The following is a 20,373-nucleotide window of genomic DNA, read 5'->3' as shown; positions in this document are numbered from 1 at the left end:
GTTTCTGCCCCACAAATCACCGAAATCACACCAATAAGAAGGATATCAACCAAGTCATGTAACTTGTTTATATCGCTTCTAGGGTCTTCTACCTTACCAAAAATACTGACTAATTTACTTTTTGAATCCATAATTATATTTTCCTAACTGTCAGTATGATACACGAAAAATAAACAATATAAATAACTACAAGTCAATCGAATTAACTTGAAAAAAGTGTGAGTTTGCCCTGGATTCGTAAGCCTCATTAAGAACCTTTTTTCAACTTGACAAGCTGATTTAATTTCATACATTTGTTTCAGTTTTATTATATATGATTCAAAATATTATACAAAAAATAGGATACGGCTTGTTCACTTTGTTTGGAGTGGCTACTGTCGTTTTTTTGTTGTTTAATGTTTTGCCAGGAGATCCTGCACGAATGATGCTTGATCAAAGGCAGGATAGTGAGCAGTTACTTTCTGTGAAGAAAAAGTATGGGTTTGATAAACCAATGACGACCCAATACCTTTATTATATAAATGATATTTCTTTGTTGTCTTTTCACAGTAACTCTAGAGATGATTTTACTTTTTTAGAAAAAGATAAATACAATACGTTTGGTGTTGTTTCTTTGGGTGGTTTTTCTTTAGCTTTAAAGATACCTTATTTACGCAGGTCTTTTCAGAAAAACGGAAAGCCAGTTGGTGAGATTATATCAGAAACATTACCAAATACTGCTATATTAGCAGTAGCTTCCATTGGAATAGCTTTGGTGATAGGAATTTTGTTTGGGGTTTTTTCTGCTTTATGGAAGGATTCGTTTTTTGATAAATTCATTGCTGTGGTGAGTACTTTAGGAATGAGTTTACCTTCTTTTTTATCTGCGATTATTTTTGCTTGGTTTTTTGGATTTGTACTAAAAGAATATACGCATTTGAATATGACAGGCAGTCTGTATGAAGTGGATGATTTTGGTGAAGGAACTGTATTGCAATTAAAAAATTTAATTCTCCCCACAGTAGTTTTAGGAATACGACCTTTGGCAGTGGTTATTCAATTGATGAGAAATTCATTATTGGAGGTGTTGAATGAAGACTATATTCGCACTGCAAAAGCAAAAGGTTTAAGCGAGTTTAAAATTATAAAAAATCATGCATTTAAAAATGCATTAAATCCTGTAATTACTGCAATTTCTGGTTGGTTTGCCTCTATGTTAGCAGGAGCGGTTTTTGTGGAGTATATTTTCAATTGGAATGGAGTTGGGAAAGAAATAATAGAGGCTTTAAATACCTTGGATCAGCCCGTAATAATGGGAGTCGTATTGGTAATTGCTAGTTTGTTTATTTTGATAAATATTCTGGTAGATATTATTTATGGTTGGTTAGACCCTAAAATTAGATTGAGTTAAATTTTATATCGAAAACGTTTGAGTACTCCAAGGTTATCAAATATTTTTATCTAAGTATTTAGCCGTAACTTTGTGAATCCATTTTAACGAAGTACTTATAAATAAAATTCAACAATTATGGATGTCAGATATATGAAAAATTTAGTCTTTCTTTTTTTTATCGTTATTACTTCTTGTACAACTACTCAAGATAAAACTCAGTTTTCTGAAAAAGCTCTAGCGGATGTGATGTTAGATATTCAAGGAGAGAAAATTACATTTTCTAAAATTATAGAACAATATAAAGGGAGAAAAGTTGTAATCGATATTTGGGCATCATGGTGTTCAGATTGTATTGAAGGAATGCCAAAGGTAAAAGACTTACAAAAGGAGAATTCAGATACTGTTTTCTTGTTTTTATCGTTAGATAAAGATTTTGCTTCATGGAAACGTGGTATTGAAAAGTATCAGGTGGAAGGAGAACATTATTTTGTGTATGATGGATGGGATAGTGATTTTAATAAATTTATTGATTTGGACTGGATTCCGAGATATATAGTTGTTGGGGCAGATGGGAAAATACAATTGTTTAAAGCGACGAAAGCATCTGATGAAAAATTAGAAATAGCGATAAAAAATTCATATTAAAAAGAGATAATTCAACGATAAATAAATAAAAATGAGAAGTAAAATAGTAGCAGGTAACTGGAAAATGAATAATGATTTAGCCGCTTCAAAAGCTCTAGCTAATGAATTAAAAGAAGGTTTAAAAGGGAAAACTTTAAACAATACAAGAGTAATTGTTGCTCCAACATTTGTAAATTTGACAGCTGTGAAAGAAGCTACTGATGGTTCAGTTGTAGAAGTTGCTGCTCAAACGATGCATCAAGCTAACAGCGGAGCGTATACAGGAGAGATTTCTGGAGAAATGCTTTCTTCTATTGGTTTAAAGTCTGTGATTTTAGGTCATTCTGAAAGAAGAGAATATTTTGGTGAGTCTGATGCTTTATTGGCTGAAAAAGTGAATGCTGCTTTTGCAAATAATTTAGAAGTCATTTTTTGTTTTGGAGAAGTATTAGAAGACCGTAAATCTGGAAATCATTTTTCAGTTGTTGAATCTCAAATTTCAAATGCATTATTTACATTAGAAGCTTCAGCATGGAAAAATATCGTATTGGCATATGAGCCTGTATGGGCAATTGGAACTGGAGAAACTGCTTCTGCTGATCAAGCTCAGGAGATGCATGCTTTTATTAGAAAAATAGTTGCAGATAAATATGATACAGCTTTAGCAGATGAAGTTTCTATATTATATGGTGGTTCTTGCAAGCCTGTAAATGCAAAAGAAATTTTTTCTAAAAAAGATGTAGATGGAGGTTTAATTGGTGGAGCTGCATTGAAAGCTGCTGATTTTATTGCTATTATTGAGGCTATTCAATAAGTATTAAAATAATTTAAAAAGCACTATCCGTCTGTTGATAGTGCTTTTTTTTGCAATCAAAATAAATAATAACAGTATTATTCAACACAATACTTGTCTTATTCTTTGCAAAATTTTAAAATAGATGATTATGAATGCAATATATTATGGGTTTACTTTTACGGTTACCCCAAGAGATCCAGCAACTGATATGTTAATCGCAGAATTGGGTTATGTTGGTTTTGAGAGTTTTGTGGAAAATGAAGAAGGCGTAATTGCATATATTCAAAAGCAAGAGTGTGATGATGCTATATTAGAGGTTGTGTATGTGTTAAATTCTAGTGAATTTGATATAAAATATACTAGAGAAAAGATTGAACAAGTGAATTGGAATAGTGAATGGGAGAAGAATTTTTCACCAATTCAAGTAGATAAAAAAGTTTCGATTAGAGCTCCTTTTCACAAAAATCCAAATTTAGAATACGATATTATTATCGAGCCAAAAATGAGCTTTGGTACAGGGCATCATGAGACAACTCATATGATGGTACAGCATCTATTAGGCTTAGAATTGAAAGGCAAGAAAACATTAGATATGGGCTGTGGAACTGGGATTTTGGCTATTTTTTCTGAAATGAAAGGAGCAGAGCCTATTGACGCAATTGATATTGATAATTGGTGTTATTTAAATACTGTTGAGAATATAGAAAGAAATAATTGTCAACAGATATCAGTTTTTGAAGGAGATACCAATTTATTGAAAGGAAAAAAATACGATGTTATTATAGCTAATATTAACAGGAATATATTGTTAAATGATTTAGATATCTATGGTGCTTGTTTGCGTAATGGAGGAATTTTATTGTTAAGTGGGTTCTATGCAGAAGATATTCCTTTGCTAGATAAAAAAGCTGTGGCGCTTGATATGTCACTTCAAAATCAATTAGAAAGAAATAAATGGGTGTCTTTGAGGTATTTAAAAAATGCTTAAATTTGTAGTCTAATATAAAGATACTTAACAGATGTATTAATATGATGGGGATAAAAGAGAAAATACAAGAAGATTTAGATATACAGGAGCTGTTAGCTTCAAAGCATGAGATTATTTTGCATAATGATGATGTAAATACATTTGATTTTGTAATTGAATCATTGATAAGTGTATGTGAACACACTTTAGAACAGGCAGAGCAATGTACGGTATTGGTTCATTATAAAGGAAAATGTGCAGTGAAGACAGGAGAATTTGATGAGTTAAAGTCCATATGTGCGAAACTTCAAGAATTAGGCTTGTCAGCAGAATTGCACTAGAAATAAACAGATTAAATATTTATGTCAGATTTCGTGCTTTATGAAATCTGATTTTTTTTATGGAAATTAATGATATGTTTACATTCTTGAAAATTAGTATAGTTGCTAGAAATAAAATAATTATTTTCGTATAAAATCCATAATCATTATCTATGCTTTCAAAACTAAAAAAGAAAAGTATTGCGAAAAGGTATCAAAAAGATAAGCTCAACCAAAAATATTCCATTGAGAACAGGAACAGAAAGGTGATTAAAACTATCGCAATTTTGATGGAGGAGTCACAATTATTAAAAAGTAACCCTACACTTAATTCATTACAACAAGAATTTAAAATTCCCATTGAAAATATTCACCTAATTGTATTTAAGAATTTTAAGAAGGGGGTGGTATATACAGACTTTGAGCTTACAAGAAATGATTTCGGCTGGCATGGAAGTTTAAAATCAAACAAGCTTCAGGAATTTGTTAAAAATGAATACGACTTGTTGATAAATTACGGATTTGAAGAAAATTTATATTGGAATGTGATAACTTTACATTCCCTATCAAATTTTAAAGTTGGATTTACTTCAAAAGAGAATAGATTGTACGATTTATCGATTTCAGATACAGAAAGAAATTTAGATGTCTTGACGGATGAAATGATAAAATATTTAAAGATTTTAAAGAAATTATAATGCAAGTATTTTTAGGAACAGGTATCGCTTTGATAACTCCTTTTAGAGAGGATAAAAGTGTTGATGTTGCAGTTTTGGAGCAGTTGGTAGATTTTCAGATTGAAAATGGAGTAGAATATATTGTTGTACTCGGAACGACTGCGGAACCTGTTACTTTAACCTCGGAAGAGAAAGAACTTGTTAAAAAAACCATTATAAATCAAAACAACGGTCGTGTCCCTTTGGTTTTGGGAGTAGGAGGCAATAACACAGCTCATGTAGTAGATGAGTTGAAAAACTTAGATTTAAGTTTTTTTGATGCGGTGTTGTCGGTATCTCCTTATTATAATAAACCTTCTCAAGAAGGGATATATCAACATTATGTAGCCGTATCAGAAGCGAGTCCATTGCCTGTAATAATTTATAATGTTCCAAGTAGAACAAGTTCTAATATTGCTCCTGAAACAGTATTGAGACTGGCTGTGTCTTGTCAGAATATTATTGGTGTTAAAGAAGCAGCTGGAGATATTGTTCAAGCAATGAAGTTAATTCGGATTTTGCCAAATGATTTTCTTGTTATTTCAGGTGATGATATGATTGCATTATCTATGACATTGGCCGGAGGAGCAGGTGTTATTTCTGTTTTGGGTCAGGCGTATCCAAAAGAATTTTCTGAAATGATTCGCTTAGGTTTGGGTAAATCTACGAGTAAAGCGTATAAAATTCAATATCAAATGATGGATGTATTAGATTTGATTTTTGAAGAAGGTAATCCTGTGGGAATTAAAGCTCTATTGGTGGTTCTAGGTGATATTAAGACTTCTTTTGAAGTGCGCTTGCCTTTGGTTTCTGCAACTAAAAATCTTAAGGATAAACTAAAGAAGTTTACACCTGTTTTTTGTTAAAATGTAAATTAACAATCTTTTAGGAAGTAAAAATATCTATTTTCGACTATAGAACTTATTTTTGATAAGTGTTTTTTGATTGAGAAATCGTTTTATTAATTCATAAATAATGTCTAATTTTGCAAAATGCTTAAATTAAAATATCTATTAGTTTTATTGTCGGTAACTATATTAACTTCTTGTAGTCAGTATCATCAAGTTCTAAATAAAGGGAGCTTATCAGATAAATATAAAATGGCTACAGAGATGTATGAAGCTAAAAACTTTAATAAATCTTTGCGTCTGTTTGAAATGATTACCTCTGCATATAAAGGCAAGCCTCAAATGGAGCGTATTCAGTTTATGATTGCCCAATCCTATTTTAACACAAAAGATTATGCGAATGCGGCTTATTATTTTGAGAAATTCACTAATAACTATCCAAATAGTTCAAAAAGGGAAGAAGCATCGTTTAATGGCGCAAAATGTCAGTTTCTTGCGTCACCAAAATATAGTGTAGATCAAACAGTAACAAAAGAAGCTTTAGTGGCCTTTCAAAGATATATCAATACATACCCAGATTCTGAACGTTTGCAAGAAGCAAATGAAATGGTTAACCAATTACAGTATAAACTGGAAACAAAAGCTTTTAATATAGCAAAACAATATTACGATATAGGTTATTATACATCTGCGGTTGTCGCTTTTGATAATATGATTTCTAAGTATTTTGGTACGGTTTATAGAGAAGAAGTGTTTTTTTATAAATTTAAATCAGCATATGAGTTAAGTGTTCGTAGCGCAATTACTAAAAAATACAAACGTTTAGTAGATGCAGAGAAAGCATATAATAAATTAGAGAAAAATTACCCTGAATCAAAATATCTTAAAGAATCACAAAGTTTATTGAAAAAAGTACAAGAAGAAATAGCATTAATATTAAGTTAACAAATAGTCATGATGGATTACAAAAACACAAATGCACCAGATACTACTGTAACATATGATAAATTAAAAGTAGAAGCACCTACTGGAAATATCTATGAAGCAATTTCGATTATTGCCAAAAGAGCGGATCAAATCAATGGAGATTTGAGAAAAGAGTTGGTAGAAAAACTAGAGGAATTTGCGACTTACAGCGATAGTTTAGATGAGGTATTTGAAAATAAAGAACAAATTGAGGTTTCTAAATTTTACGAAAAATTACCTAAAGGACATTCTTTAGCTGTTGAAGAGTGGCTGAATGATGAAATTTATTTCAGAAAATCTGACAAAAAAGACTAGGAGATATGAGTGTTTTAAAAGGTAAAAAAATTCTTTTGGGTGTAACCGCTGGAATTTCTGCCTATAAAACAGCTCATCTAGTAAGATTATTTATTAAAGCAGGAGCCGAGATCCAAGTGATCATGACTCCTGCTTCTAAGGATTTTGTTACTCCATTAACTTTATCTACACTTTCTAAGAATCCTGTTCATTCTGTTTTTTACGAAAAAAAAGATAAAAATGAACTGTGGACAAATCATGTAGATTTAGGCTTATGGGCAGATTATATGATTGTTGCTCCTGCAACAGCGAATACGTTGTCTAAAATGACAAATGGTACTGTTGATAATTTGTTATTAGCTGTTTACCTTTCTGCAAAATGTCCTGTTTATTTTGCTCCTGCAATGGACTTGGATATGTTTAAACATCCATCTACTACAGAGAATATCAATAAATTACAAGACTATGGCAATCATCTTATTCCAGCTGGAGTTGGTGAATTGGCTAGTGGCTTAATAGGGGAAGGCCGTATGGCGGAGCCTGAAGAGATTGTGAGTTTTATTGAAAAGGATATCCTAGGTAAATTACCATTAAAAGGAAAAAAGGTTCTGATTACTGCTGGACCTACCTATGAGTCGATTGACCCTGTACGTTTTATAGGGAATCATTCTTCTGGGAAAATGGGATTTGAATTGGCGCTTACGGCTGCTAATTTAGGAGCTAAGGTTGTTTTGATTTCTGGACCAACTTCACAAAACATTCAGCATTCTTTAGTGAAACGTATAGATGTGGTAAGTGCAGAAGAAATGTATAATACTGTATTCGAGTTTTATAAAAATGTTGATATTGCAATTGCTGCTGCCGCTGTAGCGGATTATACTCCAGTTACAGTAGCAAGTGAAAAAATAAAGAAAAAAGAAGGAAACTTAGCTATTGAATTAAAAGCAACGAAAGACATTTTAAAAGATATGGGAGTTTCTAAAAAGAATCAGTTTTTAGTTGGTTTTGCATTGGAAACAAATAATGAAGTTGAAAATGCAAAAGGTAAATTAATTCAAAAAAATTTAGATATGATAGTTCTAAACTCATTAAACGATAATGGAGCAGCCTTTGGAGGGGATACAAATAAGATTAGTATTATAGATCAATCAAATATAATCTCCGAATATTCGTTAAAGTCTAAAGAAGCTGTAGCTTCTGATATTTTTGTAGAAATATTAAAAAGAGCGAATGTTTAAATGTTTTTCAATTCTTGTTTTAATAATTATGTCCTTGACGTCCGTGAAGGCACAGGAATTAAATTGTACGTTTTCTATCAATGCAGATCAAATAGGAGTAAGCAATAAACAAGTTTTTCAAACCCTGGAAGTTGCTTTGACAGAGTTTCTAAATCAACAACAATGGACGAACAAAGTTTATGAAAATCAGGAGAAAATTGATTGTGGTATGACCTTAATCATAAGTTCATATTCGAATACTTCTTTTTCAGGCACACTTCAGGTAAATGCTGTGCGCCCTGTATATGGTAGTAACTATAAAACGCCAATTTTTAATTTTAAAGACGATGCCATTTCTTTTGAATATACAGAATTTGAGCCGTTGATTTATAATGCATCGATTTATCAGTCTAATTTAATTTCATTGATGTCATACTATGCTTATATGATTATAGGGTTAGATGCAGATACTTTTTCTTTAAAAGGAGGAGAACCTTATCTAAAACAGGCCTTTGATATTGTCAACCTGGCACAGTCTGGAAATTATTCTGGCTGGGAGCCTGAAAGAAATTCTTTAAATAGAAATTTATTAGTTGATTTGATATTAGCAAATGGGCATAGAGAATATAGAAATGTGCTTTATGGCTATCATCGCTTAGGAATGGATCAGTTTTCTGTAGATGAAATTAGTGCTAAAGATGAAGTCTTAAATCAGCTTATGTCTTTTGAAAACTTATATAAACGAAGTCAAAACTCTTTTTTGTTTCGGATATTTTTTGATGCGAAATCAGATGAAATAGTTGATGTTTTTAATTCAGGTCCAAATGTAGAAGTAAAAGATTTAAAAAAAATGTTGAATAAAATTTCTGCTACAAATAGTCTCAAATGGGAAAAAATATAAACTGTACTTTTCCGTCGATTTATAGTTCTTTTTAAGGGCTTTTTTTTTGCTGATTATTTAGTAGAGATTTCACAAAAAGAATCGTTAAATTTACGCCACTTAATTTAGTATTAAAAAAAAGAAAATTGTTAACGACATTATCTATTTCTAATTACGCTCTTATTAAGGAGCTACAAACGGATTTTAAAAAAGGTCTTTCTATTATTACTGGAGAAACTGGTGCTGGTAAGTCTATTGTTTTGGGAGCATTAGGACTTGTAATGGGGAATAGAGCCGATTTGAATAGCTTAAAGGATAATAAGAAAAAATGTGTTATCGAAGCGACTTTTTCTGTTGATGACTATGGATTAAAAAAATTCTTTGAACAGGAAGATTTAGATTATGAAGAACAGACTATTATTCGGAGAGAAATTTTACCAAGTGGTAAATCTAGGGCTTTTGTAAATGATATGCCTGTAACATTGTCGGTGTTAAATTTATTGAAAGAAAAATTGATTGATGTTCACTCTCAACATAAAACAGCACAATTGTCTGAATCAAGTTACCAGTTTCATATTTTGGATGCTTTGGCGGGTAATTTTGAATTGTTAGAAAAATATAGCAACGAATTAAAGATTTATAAAAAACTCCAAAAGGAATTGCAAGTTTTGTTACAGAGTCAGGAGGCGGCAAAACAAGAGTATGCTTATAATTCACACTTATTTAAAGAGTTGGAACAGTCTGGTTTAAAGGATTATGAACAAGAGGAATTAGAAGAAACGATAGATAAACTAAATAATAGTGAAGCCATTAGTTCTGCTTTGGTTGAGAGTGTGAATTTAGCTGGAAATGAACAGGTTGGGATTCAAACAGGATTAAATCAGATGAAAAACACTTTGGACAAAATTAGTGGTTTCTCTGATGAATTTGAATCTTATGCTACTCGAGTTGGAAGTTTGATAATCGAGTTAAATGATGTTGTTTTCGAGTTAGAGAAATCTATAGAAAGTGTTGATGTAAACTCTGATGAAATTGATAGATTAAACGATCGTTTGCAATTGATTTATACATTGCAAAAAAAGCATATGGTATCTACGGTAAAGGAGCTGATTATTGTTAGGGATGCTCTTGAGGTTAAAGTATGTCAGGTTGAAAATGCATCTGAGCTATTGGAAGAAAAAGAGTTGGCAATTACAAAAGTAGTTAAAAAATTAAATGCAATCAGTCTAGAGGTTCACACAAAACGAAAAATATCGATACCTAAACTGACAAAACAGTTAGAAGAAGTATTATCTAAATTGGGAATGGTGAATGCCTCTTTTAATATAGGATTAAGCCATTCTGATAATTATTACTTTAACGGAAAAGATGAATTAAAATTCTTGTTTTCAGCAAATAAAGGAGGTCATTATGACGAGCTTAAAAAAGTGGCTTCAGGAGGTGAAATGTCTAGGATAATGTTGGGAGTCAAATTGATCCTTTCAAAATACACAAAACTACCTACTATTATTTTTGATGAAATTGACACAGGTGTTTCAGGTGATGTTTCTAATAAAATTGCAGATATAATGCAAGAAATGGGTGCATATATGCAAGTAATAACAATTACACATTTACCGCAAATAGCAGCAAAAGGGGATGCTCATTTTAAAGTGTATAAAGAAGATGTAGATGGAATTACGACAACATTTTTAAAACCGTTAACTTACGAGGAAAGGGTTATAGAAGTTGCAGAAATATTAGGTGGTAAAAATATTAGTGAGTCTGCATTAGAACATGCAAAAGAATTATTAAAAGCTTAGGTTAAAGGTATTCAATAAATTATTTCCATCTCTATGAACATTAAAAAAATAACTCCTTATCTAATAGCATTGTTTGTCTTTGCAGGAGTTGCTCTAGTCTATTTTTCCCCAGTACTAAAAGGGGAAAAAATTTTTCAAAGTGACATTCAACAATTTCGTGGAATGTCTAAAGAAATTAAAGATTTTAGAGTTAAACATGGGGAGGAGCCTTATTGGACTGATGCTGCGTTTGGGGGTATGCCATCCTATCAATTAAGTACTTATTATCCCAATAACTATATTAAAAAAATTGATAGTGTTATTCGTTTTTTACCAAGACCTGCAGATTATTTATTTCTTTATTTTTTAGGTTTTTTTGTGCTTTTAATGGTGTTGAAATTTGATTGGAAATTAGCTATAATTGGTTCGTTAGCCTTTGGGTTTTCTACCTATTTTATAATTATAATTGGAGTTGGACATAATGCAAAAGCACATGCAATTGGATATATTCCAATAGTTTTGGCAGGAGTATTGTTGGTCTATCAATCGAAATATTTAAAAGGTTTTTTATTGACAACCCTTGCTATGGCGTTGGAAATAAATACAAGTCACCCTCAGATGACCTATTATCTGGGCTTTGTTTTATTGATTTTAGGAATTGTTTTTTTAATTGATGTTTTAAAAACCCAAAAATCTATTAAGTCATTTGCAATTCAGTCGGCAATTATAATTCTAGGTATGGTTTTGGCATTAGGAATGAATGCTAGTAGTTTATTGGCTACAAAACAATATGCGGATAAAAGTACAAGAGGGAAAAGTGAATTGACGATTACATCAGATGGTAAATCCAAAAAGGTAAGTACTGGACTTTCATATAGTTATATAACAGAATACAGTTATGGTAAAATGGAAACTTTTAATTTGTTTATTCCGAGATTTACCGGGGGAGCAAATAGTGAAAGTTTAGGTGAAAGTTCGGAAACCTATAAGTTTTTAAGTTCTAGAACTGACCATAGTCAAGCGAAGAGGTTTTCTGAAAACGTTCCTACATATTGGGGAAGTCAACCCATTGTTGCGGCTCCTGCTTATATTGGAGCAGTATTTATTTTCTTATTTGTATTAGGGATTTTTATTGTGAATTCTAAACTGAAAATTTGGTTGGTTGCTGCTACCATATTTTCAATTTTGATGAGTTGGGGACATAATTTTAATTTCCTAACATCAATATTTATTGATTATGTACCTTTATACAATAAATTTAGGGCTGTGTCATCTATTCAGGTTATTGCTGAAATATGTATTCCGTTATTGGGCTTGTTGGCTTTAAAAGAATATTTTTCTGATGCATTGACAAAAAAAGAAAAGGAAATTTATTTAAAAAATAGTTTTTATATCGTTGGTGGCTTTGCCTTGTTGTTTACTTTAATCGGAACTAGCGTTTTTGGTTTTGAAGGAGCGAATGATGGTTACTATGACAATATGATAAAAGGACTAAGCAATGCCATTCAGGCAGATAGAAAAGTTCTTTTTTTTGATGATAGTTTACGTTCCTTATTACTTGTTTTAGCAACAGCAGCAGTGTTGTTCTTATATATAAAAGATAAGATTAGATATAATGTTGTGTTGGGTATTATGGCTGTTTTGTTCTTGTTTGATATGGTTGGTACTGCAAGAAGGTATGTGGATACAAGTGATTTTCACAAAGCGAGTAAAATTGAAAAACCATTCGTGAAATCAGAAATAGATATAGAGATATTAAAAGATAAAGGACATTATAGGGTTGCTAATTTTTCAAGAAATTTCATGAATGATGGGGCAACATCTTATTTTCATAAATCTATTGGTGGTTATCATGCCGCAAAATTGGGAAGGTATCAAGAATTGGTAGATTTTCATATTTTGAAAAACAATTTACAGGTTTTTAATATGCTTAATACAAAGTATTTTGTCATTTCTGATGAATCGGGTGAAAAAGAATTGCAGGTGAATCCAGAATCAAATGGAAATGCCTGGTTTGTTAATGATGTCTTATTTGTAAATTCAGCAAATGAAGAAATAGTGTCTTTGGCAGATTTTGATTCAAAATCAACAGCTATTATAAATGAACTAGAATTCACCAATTTTAAAAGTCAATATCAAGTTCAAGGAATAGATAGTTTTGCTACTATTGATTTAAAAAGTTACCAAGCTAATGCTATATCGTATCAATCAAATAGTCAAACGAATCAGTTAGCAGTCTTTTCTGAAATCTATTATAAAGAAGGATGGAACGCTTATGTTGACGGGGAAATTAAACCTTATATCAGAGTAAACTATGTTTTAAGGGCTTTGGAAGTACCAGCAGGTAAACATCTAATTGAATTTAAATTCGAACCTACTATTATTGCAACGGGTAGTATTATTAATTTAGGTAGCATGTTTTTATTTTTTTTACTGTCTAGTATTGGTCTGTATAGGAATAAGATGATTAAAAACAAATAGAATATGTACAAAATAATCCACAATAAAAGGTATGCACATACCTTAGAGTTTTTGCAAGAAGTATTGCCAGCTCCAGCTGTAATTTTGGACTTAGGAGTTCGTAATCCTTTTTCTGAAATTATGGAAGAAAATGGATATACTGTTTATAATACAAATGGGGAAGATTTGGATAATTTTCCAGAAACAGTAAATAATCAAAAAGTAGATGCTGTTACTGCATTTGAAATATTTGAACACTTATTAGCTCCTTATAATGTTTTGAAATTAATTGAAGCAAAGAAATTAATTACAACGATTCCATTAAAGCTTTGGTTTGCGAGTGCTTATAGAAGTAAAACGGATATGTGGGATCGTCATTACCATGAGTTTGAAGATTGGCAGTTTGATTGGCTGATTGAAAAGTCGGGTTGGGACTATAAGAAAACTAAAAAATGGACAAGTCCGACAAAGCAATTAGGATTTCGTCCTATATTGAGGAAATTTACACCAAGATATTATGCGGTTTACGCTGAAAGAAAATAATTTATGAGAATAGGAATGCTTTTAGATGCCGTTTTTCCTCCTGATCCAAGGGTGGAAAATGAAGCTTTGACATTGGTTAAGGCTGGTCACGAAGTGTTTTTATTTTGTTTACATTATGGAGAACAATTAGAAAATGAATCTATAAAAGGTATTTTTATAAGAAGATACCTTTCTTCTAAACTAGAATATAAGCTATCTGCTTTGGCCTATACTTTACCCTTTTATAAGAATAGTATTTCAAAAAAAATCAACCATTTTTTAGAGGTAAATAATATAGATTCGATTCATATCCATGACATTCAAGTTGCAGGTGCTGCTTTTAAGGCAAATTCGATATTGAATCTTCCTATTGTGATGGATTTACATGAAAACAGACCAGAAATCATGAAATTCTATCCACATCTAAATAAATTCCCTGGGAAATATGTCATAAAACCAAGTATTTGGAAGTTTTATGAAAAGAAATATATAGAGCAGACAAAAGCTACAATTGTAGTCACAGAAGAGGCGAAACAAGATTTGTTAGAGCGTTGTGATGTCACAAAGGATCAAATAGTAGTGGTGCCGAATACAGTGCATCGATCTTTTTATAAAGAAGCTGTTTATAATATAGATATAGAAAATAAATATCAAAATGATTTTGTGCTTTTGTATTTAGGGGATACTGGGTTGAGAAGAGGACTGATGACTGCTATTGAAAGTATTTCAACGTTGGTAAAAAAAATAAAAAATATAAAATTAGTCATTGTAGGTGTTAGTAGTACAGATTTTATTTTAAAAGAAAAAGTTAGAGCGCTTCACATTGAAAAATATGTTGATTTTGAAGGATGGAAGGATGTTTCTTTATTTCCATCCTATATAAAATCGAGTACTATTTGTATTTCTCCATTGCATAAAAATAAACATCACGATACGACTTATGCCAATAAAATATTTCAATATATGAGTTTAGGAAAACCACTATTGATAAGTGATGTTGATGCTCAAAAAAATATTATTAAAAGAGCTGTATCTGGTTTGGTTCATAAAGCTAAAGATAAGGCAGACTTTACAGATAAAGTTTTAGAAATGTTTGCGAATACTGATTTAGTTGATCGTTATGGAGTCAATGGAAAAGAATTTATAGAAAATGAATTTACATGGGAACAAACCTCTAAAAACTTAGTACATTTATATAATAAATTAGAAGTTTGAAAGTATTAATTCTCACATATTATTGGCCGCCAGCTGGAGGTTCTGGAGTACAACGTTGGTTGAAGTTTGTGAAATACTTGCAAGGTTTTGGTATAACTCCTATTGTTTATACTGTTGATAATCCTGATTTTTCTATAGAAGATATTGGTTTGTCAAAAGATATTCCTGAGGGAATTGAAGTTTTAAAACAACCTATTTGGGAGCCTTATCAATTGGTTAGTTTTTTTTCAAAAGGAAAAAAGGCAAAAACGAATGCTGGTTTTTTAAAGAGTAATCAAACATTGTTTGGAAGGTTTAGTACCTATATCAGGGCTAACTATTTTATCCCAGATGCTAGGATGTTCTGGATTAAACCATCAGTTAAATTCTTAGAAAAGTACATAAAAGAGAATTCTGTAGACATAATAATTTCTTCTGGACCACCTCATAGTTTACATAAAATAGCTTTAGAGTTAAAGCAAAAAACAAACATAAAATGGATTTCTGATTTTAGAGACCCTTGGACTGATATTGATTATTTTCATCAATTACCTTTGACAGAAAAAGCGAAACGTAAACATTTTTCTATGGAGCAAGAGGTTCTTGAAAATTCTGATTCCGTGATAGTTGTAGGGAAAACAATGCGTGAAAATTATTTAAAGTTCAATAAAAAAACAGTTGTTATAACTAATGGTTATGATGTTGATATATCAGTAGAAAAAACAAAATTAGATAGCAAATTTTCTATTACTCATATAGGAATGATGAATGAAGATAGAAATCCAATAATCCTATGGAAATCTTTGGCCTTACTGTCTAACGAAATAAAAGGTTTTTCTGAGAACTTTACGATTCAATTGATCGGGAATTTAGATGCGAGTGTGATTGATGCTATTAGGGAAAATGGATTAATGGAAAACACAAAATTAATTGCTTACTTACCGCACGAAGAAGTTTATGAATATCAGAAGAAATCTCAGTTGTTATTATTAGCAGTGAATAATGTACCAAGTGCTAAAGGAATTATTACAGGGAAAATATTTGAGTATTTAGTAGCTAAAAGACCTATTTTAGCAATTGGACCTATAGATGGTGATTTGGCTGAAATATTGAGAGAAACAAATTCAGGGACGATTGTAAATTTCACAGAACTTGAAAAAATAAAAGAAATTATAAAGAGATACTACAAAGATTATCTTCAACAAAAATTAAATGTTTCTAGTATTGATATTCATAAATACCACAGAAAAGAGCTAACGAAAGAATTAGCAGAATTGATCAAAACAACAGTTTGCTAAATGAAAAAAATAGTTACCATATTAGGAGCAAGACCTCAATTTGTAAAAGCAGCAGTTTTAAGTCGTGAAATACAGAAAAACCAACAAATAAATGAGGTAATTGTACATACGGGGCAGCATTATGACGCAAATATGAGTGATGTTTTTTTTGTTGAAATGGAAATTCCAAAACCCAAATACAATTTAGATGTAAATGGAGTTGGACATGGTGCCATGACAGGTCAAATGTTAGAGAAAATAGAGGCTATTTTGTTAGTTGAAAAACCAGATGCAGTAGTCGTTTACGGGGATACAAATTCAACTTTTGCAGGTGCTTTGGCGGCTCAGAAATTGCAAATTAAAGTAGTGCATATTGAGGCAGGTTTACGTTCTTTTAACATGAAAATGCCTGAAGAGGTAAATAGAACATTAACAGATAGAATTTCTAATTTATTACTTTGTCCTACAGAAACAGCAATGACCAATTTAAAAAAGGAAGGATACGATCAGTTGGATATTGACTTTGTGATTTGTGGTGATATTATGAAGGATGCTGTTTTGTATTATGGGAAAATATCTAGCCAGAAATCTACTATCATAGAACAACTTGGACTTAAAAAAAATGAATTTGTATTGGCAACGATTCATCGTCAGGAGAATACAGATTCACTTTCAGTTTTGACTTCAATATTTGAAGGATTGACCAAGATTCATGGGGTCAAAAAAGTTATAATGCCTTTACACCCGAGAACTAAAAATATTTTAGAAAATAATAAATTAGAGTATCCTATTGAATTTATTGAGCCAGTTGGATATTTTGATATGCTAGAATTGCTTAAAAATTGTAATTTGGTAGTAACAGATAGCGGAGGATTACAAAAAGAAGCATTTTTTAATAAAAAGTATTGTTTAGTAGCAAGGGAGCAGACAGAGTGGGTAGAGCTGGTGTCAAATGGTTTTGCTAAACTTATAGGAAGTAGTTCAGATCAAATGGTAGAAGTGTTTTACGAGTTTCAAACCAAAGAGAATGATTTTAGTATTGAACTATTTGGGAATCATGTTGGAGAAAAAATTCACAAAGCTATTTGTAATTTGATTCAAGATTAATGGGAATCGTATTAAAACAATCTATTAGAAATATCCTTACCATTTATGGTGCATTTGCAATTGGAGGAATCAATGCATTGTTTTTATATACTTTCTTTTTAGGAGATACTTATTACGGGTTGGTTACTTTTTTGTTGTCTACAGCGAATTTATTAATGCCTTTTGTCGCATTTGGAGTACAATACACGATTCTTAAGTTTTATTCTGGCTATACTTCAAAATTGGAAACGGATAAATTTTTATCCGTAGCCTTATTATTACCTCTATTGGTCGCATTGCCAATCGGTTTTATAGGCGTGTTGTTTTATGAGGGAATTTCTAATTATTTATCTATTAAAAACCCTGTAGTAAAGGAATATGTTAGTGTTATTTATTTGGTCGCTATAGCTACCGCTTATTTTGAGGTTTTTTACGCTTGGTCTAAGGTTCAGATGCAATCAGTTTATGGGAATTTGTTAAAAGAGCTTTTTTCAAGAATAGCAGCCATGGTACTTCTGTTTTCTGTGTATTTTAAGCTGATTACAATTGAAGAGTTTATTTGGAGTTTAACGGGTGCTTATTTTATTAGAATGTTTCTGATGGCTTCGTATGCATTGAATTTGTACCGTCCAAAATTTAGTTTGCAGTTACCAGAAAATATAGGAGAAGTCATAAGATATTCTTTATATGTTATTTTGGCGGGAGCTGCAGGAACAATTTTGATAGATATTGATAAGTTTATGATTCCGCAGAAGGAAGCAATTGCCTTAACAGCATATTATTCTGTGGCCGTTTATATTGGATCAGTAGTAGAAACTCCTGGAAGAGCAATGGCACAAATATTACAGCCTTTAATAGCGAGAGCCTTAAGTACAAATAAAATGGATGAGGTGAATAGCTTGTATAAAAAGAGTTCTGTAAATCTTTTAGCAATTTCTGGTTTGGTTTTTTTGTTGATTAATTTGAATATTACTGTGATGTTTGAATTGTTACCTGAAAAATTTAGGGGAGGAGAGTATATTGTGTTTTGTATATCCTTAGCAAAGCTATATCATATGTTTTTAGGAGGAAATGGAGCGATCATAACAAACTCGAAGCATTATAAAGTTTTATTGCCTTACGGTATCGCTATGGCATTTTCTGTGATCGTTTTAAATTATTATTTGATTGATTTGATGAGTATAGAAGGTGCGGCATTGTCAACATTACTCGTAGTTTTTGTTTTTAATACAATTAAATTACTCTTTGTTAAAGCTAAGTTTAATTTATATCCATTTACTTCGAAAACAGGTTTGTTATTTATAGTATTGATTGTTTTTTATGGGATGTTTTTCTTTTGGAACTTTCAGTTCCATCCTCTATTAAATATTGCGCTAAAGGGGATACTCATTAGCGTATTGTATTTGTTTTTTATATATAAACTCAATATTTCAAAAGATATAAATGCAGTTTTAAATAAATTTTCGAGAAGATAATTGGAGGTTTGCTTCCTAATAATATTACTTGTTTATTTACATATAGTTAAAATCCTTTAAAGAAACTGTTTTAAATTATGTTGTTTCGATTTGCTTGGCAAAACTTTCTATTAATTTAAATTGATTCTTTGCTCTGTCAAAATTATGCTCAGGATATGCTATTTTGTAATAAATATCGTTATTTAAAAAATCCGTTAAAAAACGAAGTGCCATTATAAAAATCATCGTCTTTGCTGCTAATGGAAGATATTTAATTTCAATCGGAGTAAGCGCTGATTCGACCTCTTCTAAAAATCCTTTTTCATAAGCTTTATAATAATTCATATTAAAATTTACTAAATCAAGATTCCTCTCATCTTCTGCTGCAGTATTACAAATAGTTCTAATAGCATCCCCAAAATCGTAGTGTACAATCCCTGGCATAATAGTATCTGTATCTATTACACACAAACCCTTTTTATTTGTATCGAATAAAGCATTAGAAATTTTTGTATCGTTGTGTGTAACTCTAATTTTTATTTTTCCAGACTCTTTTAGGTTTTGTAAAATGTGCATTTCATCTTTCAGTGCTGCTACACAATTTATATATTCCTTTGCTTGTGTTTTTCTTTCTTTTGATGCAGTTTTTAAGGCTTCTTCGAATTGAGAAAAACGAAATGACATATCGTGAAACTTTGGAATAACCTCAGTCAATGTTTCTGCAGGAAAATCACTTGTCATATTCAAAAAGTCACCAAATAACTTACCTCCTTCATAAGCAACTTCTTCATCTTTAACCTCTTCATAAGTTACACTATTATCTATAAAAACCATCATATTCCAATAATTACCTTCTTTTTCTTGATAATAGGAATTTCCCTCTTTCGTTTTAACAAAACGAAGTACACTACGGTTTAACTCCTCTTTTGGCAAATGTGATAATTTCTTAATTAAATGATTACTCACATTCACTTTATTTGAAATAAGACCTGGAATATCTTTAAATACCCCATGATTAATTCGCTGTAAAACAAAAAATGGTTTTTTTGTAGTTTTAATTAAGTAGGTGTCATTTATATGTCCCGAAGCCAATTCAGAATAAGACTCAAACTGAGTATCTTGGTTAAATTGACTGAATATGAATTTTAACTGGTTTTCCATATTTTATAAAAGATTTATAGGGTAAGTATTCTTTTTTTCTTAAACCAAATGTACGATAATTTGCTTATATAAACTCAGAACCAATAGTTCTTTAATTAATATATTTTTTTTGTATCTTTATTGACGGAAAAAACAGACTTACGAAGCGTGTCCGATCAAGAAAGAGAAATTATACGAAGGGATGCCATAAAAATGATAAATCGAGGAGATAAGAAAAAGGACATAGCGATGTTTTATGGTGTTCATGTAAATACTGTTATGGATTGGAGGAAACTCTACAATAAAGGAGGTAAAAAACCCTTGATTTATCAAAAGCGGGGAGTCAAATCTGAAAACAGAAAACTACTCAATAAGGATCAAGAAGACTCAATTCAAAAAATGATTACTGATGTAATGCCAGATCAATTAAAGTTGGATTACGCTTTGTGGACAACTAGA

At 31.1% G+C, this 20,373-nt stretch carries 20 protein-coding genes; 19 read left to right on the top strand and 1 reads right to left on the bottom strand.

Annotated features, from left to right (window positions below):
- Positions 1-313 precede the first annotated feature (313 nt).
- From V5787_RS03925 to V5787_RS03840, 18 genes are all read left to right on the top strand, one after another.
- Positions 314-1,390 (top strand): ABC transporter permease, encoded by a 1,077-nt coding sequence (locus V5787_RS03925; RefSeq protein ID WP_336891968.1) that lies wholly within the window; start codon positions 314-316, stop codon positions 1,388-1,390.
- Between the two features lie 117 nt (positions 1,391-1,507).
- Positions 1,508-2,017 (top strand): TlpA disulfide reductase family protein, encoded by a 510-nt coding sequence (locus tag V5787_RS03920; RefSeq protein WP_336891967.1) that lies wholly within the window; start codon positions 1,508-1,510, stop codon positions 2,015-2,017.
- A 31-nt stretch (positions 2,018-2,048) separates the two neighbouring features.
- Positions 2,049-2,810 carry a triose-phosphate isomerase gene (gene tpiA, locus V5787_RS03915; protein WP_336891966.1) on the top strand — a complete coding sequence of 254 codons (762 nt, stop codon included), beginning with the start codon at positions 2,049-2,051 and terminating at the stop codon, positions 2,808-2,810.
- Between the two features lie 130 nt (positions 2,811-2,940).
- Entirely contained in the window at positions 2,941-3,780 is an 840-nt protein-coding gene (gene prmA / locus V5787_RS03910; protein WP_336891965.1) for a 50S ribosomal protein L11 methyltransferase, read from the top strand.
- 44 nt (positions 3,781-3,824) lie between these two features.
- Positions 3,825-4,100 (top strand): ATP-dependent Clp protease adaptor ClpS, encoded by a 276-nt coding sequence (locus V5787_RS03905; protein WP_336891970.1) that lies wholly within the window; start codon positions 3,825-3,827, stop codon positions 4,098-4,100.
- A 152-nt stretch (positions 4,101-4,252) separates the two neighbouring features.
- Entirely contained in the window at positions 4,253-4,777 is a 525-nt protein-coding gene (locus tag V5787_RS03900; RefSeq protein WP_336891964.1) for a hypothetical protein, read from the top strand.
- On the top strand, positions 4,777-5,661 hold the full coding sequence (gene dapA / locus V5787_RS03895) for a 4-hydroxy-tetrahydrodipicolinate synthase (protein WP_336891963.1): 885 nt from the start codon (positions 4,777-4,779) through the stop codon (positions 5,659-5,661). The genes V5787_RS03900 and dapA overlap by 1 nt, the downstream gene beginning before the upstream one ends.
- Before the next feature lie 126 nt (positions 5,662-5,787).
- Positions 5,788-6,588, top strand: coding sequence for an outer membrane protein assembly factor BamD (gene bamD / locus V5787_RS03890; protein ID WP_336891962.1), 801 nt, complete (start codon positions 5,788-5,790; stop codon positions 6,586-6,588).
- 12 nt (positions 6,589-6,600) lie between these two features.
- On the top strand, positions 6,601-6,924 hold the full coding sequence (locus V5787_RS03885) for a DNA-directed RNA polymerase subunit omega (protein WP_336891969.1): 324 nt from the start codon (positions 6,601-6,603) through the stop codon (positions 6,922-6,924).
- A 5-nt stretch (positions 6,925-6,929) separates the two neighbouring features.
- On the top strand, positions 6,930-8,141 hold the full coding sequence (gene coaBC / locus V5787_RS03880) for a bifunctional phosphopantothenoylcysteine decarboxylase/phosphopantothenate--cysteine ligase CoaBC (RefSeq protein WP_336891961.1): 1,212 nt from the start codon (positions 6,930-6,932) through the stop codon (positions 8,139-8,141).
- Between the two features lie 28 nt (positions 8,142-8,169).
- Positions 8,170-9,021: a DUF4835 family protein gene (locus tag V5787_RS03875; protein WP_336891960.1), complete on the top strand. Its 852-nt coding sequence runs from the start codon at positions 8,170-8,172 to the stop codon at positions 9,019-9,021.
- 125 nt (positions 9,022-9,146) lie between these two features.
- A complete protein-coding gene (gene recN / locus V5787_RS03870; protein WP_336891959.1) occupies positions 9,147-10,802 on the top strand; it encodes a DNA repair protein RecN in 1,656 nt (551 codons plus the stop codon).
- A 33-nt stretch (positions 10,803-10,835) separates the two neighbouring features.
- Positions 10,836-13,262, top strand: a complete 2,427-nt coding sequence (locus V5787_RS03865; RefSeq protein ID WP_336891958.1) for a YfhO family protein — start codon at positions 10,836-10,838, stop codon at positions 13,260-13,262.
- 3 nt (positions 13,263-13,265) lie between these two features.
- On the top strand, positions 13,266-13,784 hold the full coding sequence (locus tag V5787_RS03860; protein WP_336891957.1) for a methyltransferase: 519 nt from the start codon (positions 13,266-13,268) through the stop codon (positions 13,782-13,784).
- Between the two features lie 3 nt (positions 13,785-13,787).
- Positions 13,788-14,978 (top strand): glycosyltransferase family 4 protein, encoded by a 1,191-nt coding sequence (locus V5787_RS03855; RefSeq protein WP_336891956.1) that lies wholly within the window; start codon positions 13,788-13,790, stop codon positions 14,976-14,978.
- The gene (locus V5787_RS03850; RefSeq protein WP_336891955.1) at positions 14,975-16,255 is read left to right on the top strand and encodes a glycosyltransferase family 4 protein; all 1,281 of its coding nucleotides are present in this window, start codon (positions 14,975-14,977) and stop codon (positions 16,253-16,255) included. Before V5787_RS03855 ends, V5787_RS03850 begins: the two co-directional genes overlap by 4 nt.
- A complete protein-coding gene (gene wecB / locus V5787_RS03845) occupies positions 16,256-17,341 on the top strand; it encodes a UDP-N-acetylglucosamine 2-epimerase (non-hydrolyzing) (protein ID WP_336891954.1) in 1,086 nt (361 codons plus the stop codon).
- The gene (locus tag V5787_RS03840; RefSeq protein ID WP_336891953.1) at positions 17,341-18,795 is read left to right on the top strand and encodes an oligosaccharide flippase family protein; all 1,455 of its coding nucleotides are present in this window, start codon (positions 17,341-17,343) and stop codon (positions 18,793-18,795) included. The genes wecB and V5787_RS03840 overlap by 1 nt, the downstream gene beginning before the upstream one ends.
- 75 nt (positions 18,796-18,870) lie before the next feature.
- Here V5787_RS03840 and V5787_RS03835 read toward each other — a convergent pair whose 3' ends face one another.
- Positions 18,871-19,935 carry an aminoglycoside phosphotransferase family protein gene (locus V5787_RS03835; protein WP_336891952.1) on the bottom strand — a complete coding sequence of 355 codons (1,065 nt, stop codon included), beginning with the start codon at positions 19,933-19,935 and terminating at the stop codon, positions 18,871-18,873.
- 147 nt (positions 19,936-20,082) lie between these two features.
- Here V5787_RS03835 and V5787_RS03830 point away from each other — a divergent pair.
- On the top strand, positions 20,083-20,373 hold a 291-nt coding region (locus tag V5787_RS03830; protein WP_336891951.1), incomplete at its 3' end, for a helix-turn-helix domain-containing protein.

Source organism: Flavicella sp. (assembly GCF_037132785.1).
Taxonomy (GTDB): Bacteria; Bacteroidota; Bacteroidia; order Flavobacteriales; family Flavobacteriaceae; genus Flavicella.
The sequence above is the reverse complement of the archived record's forward strand: the minus strand, read 5'-3'. Positions and strand labels throughout refer to the sequence as shown.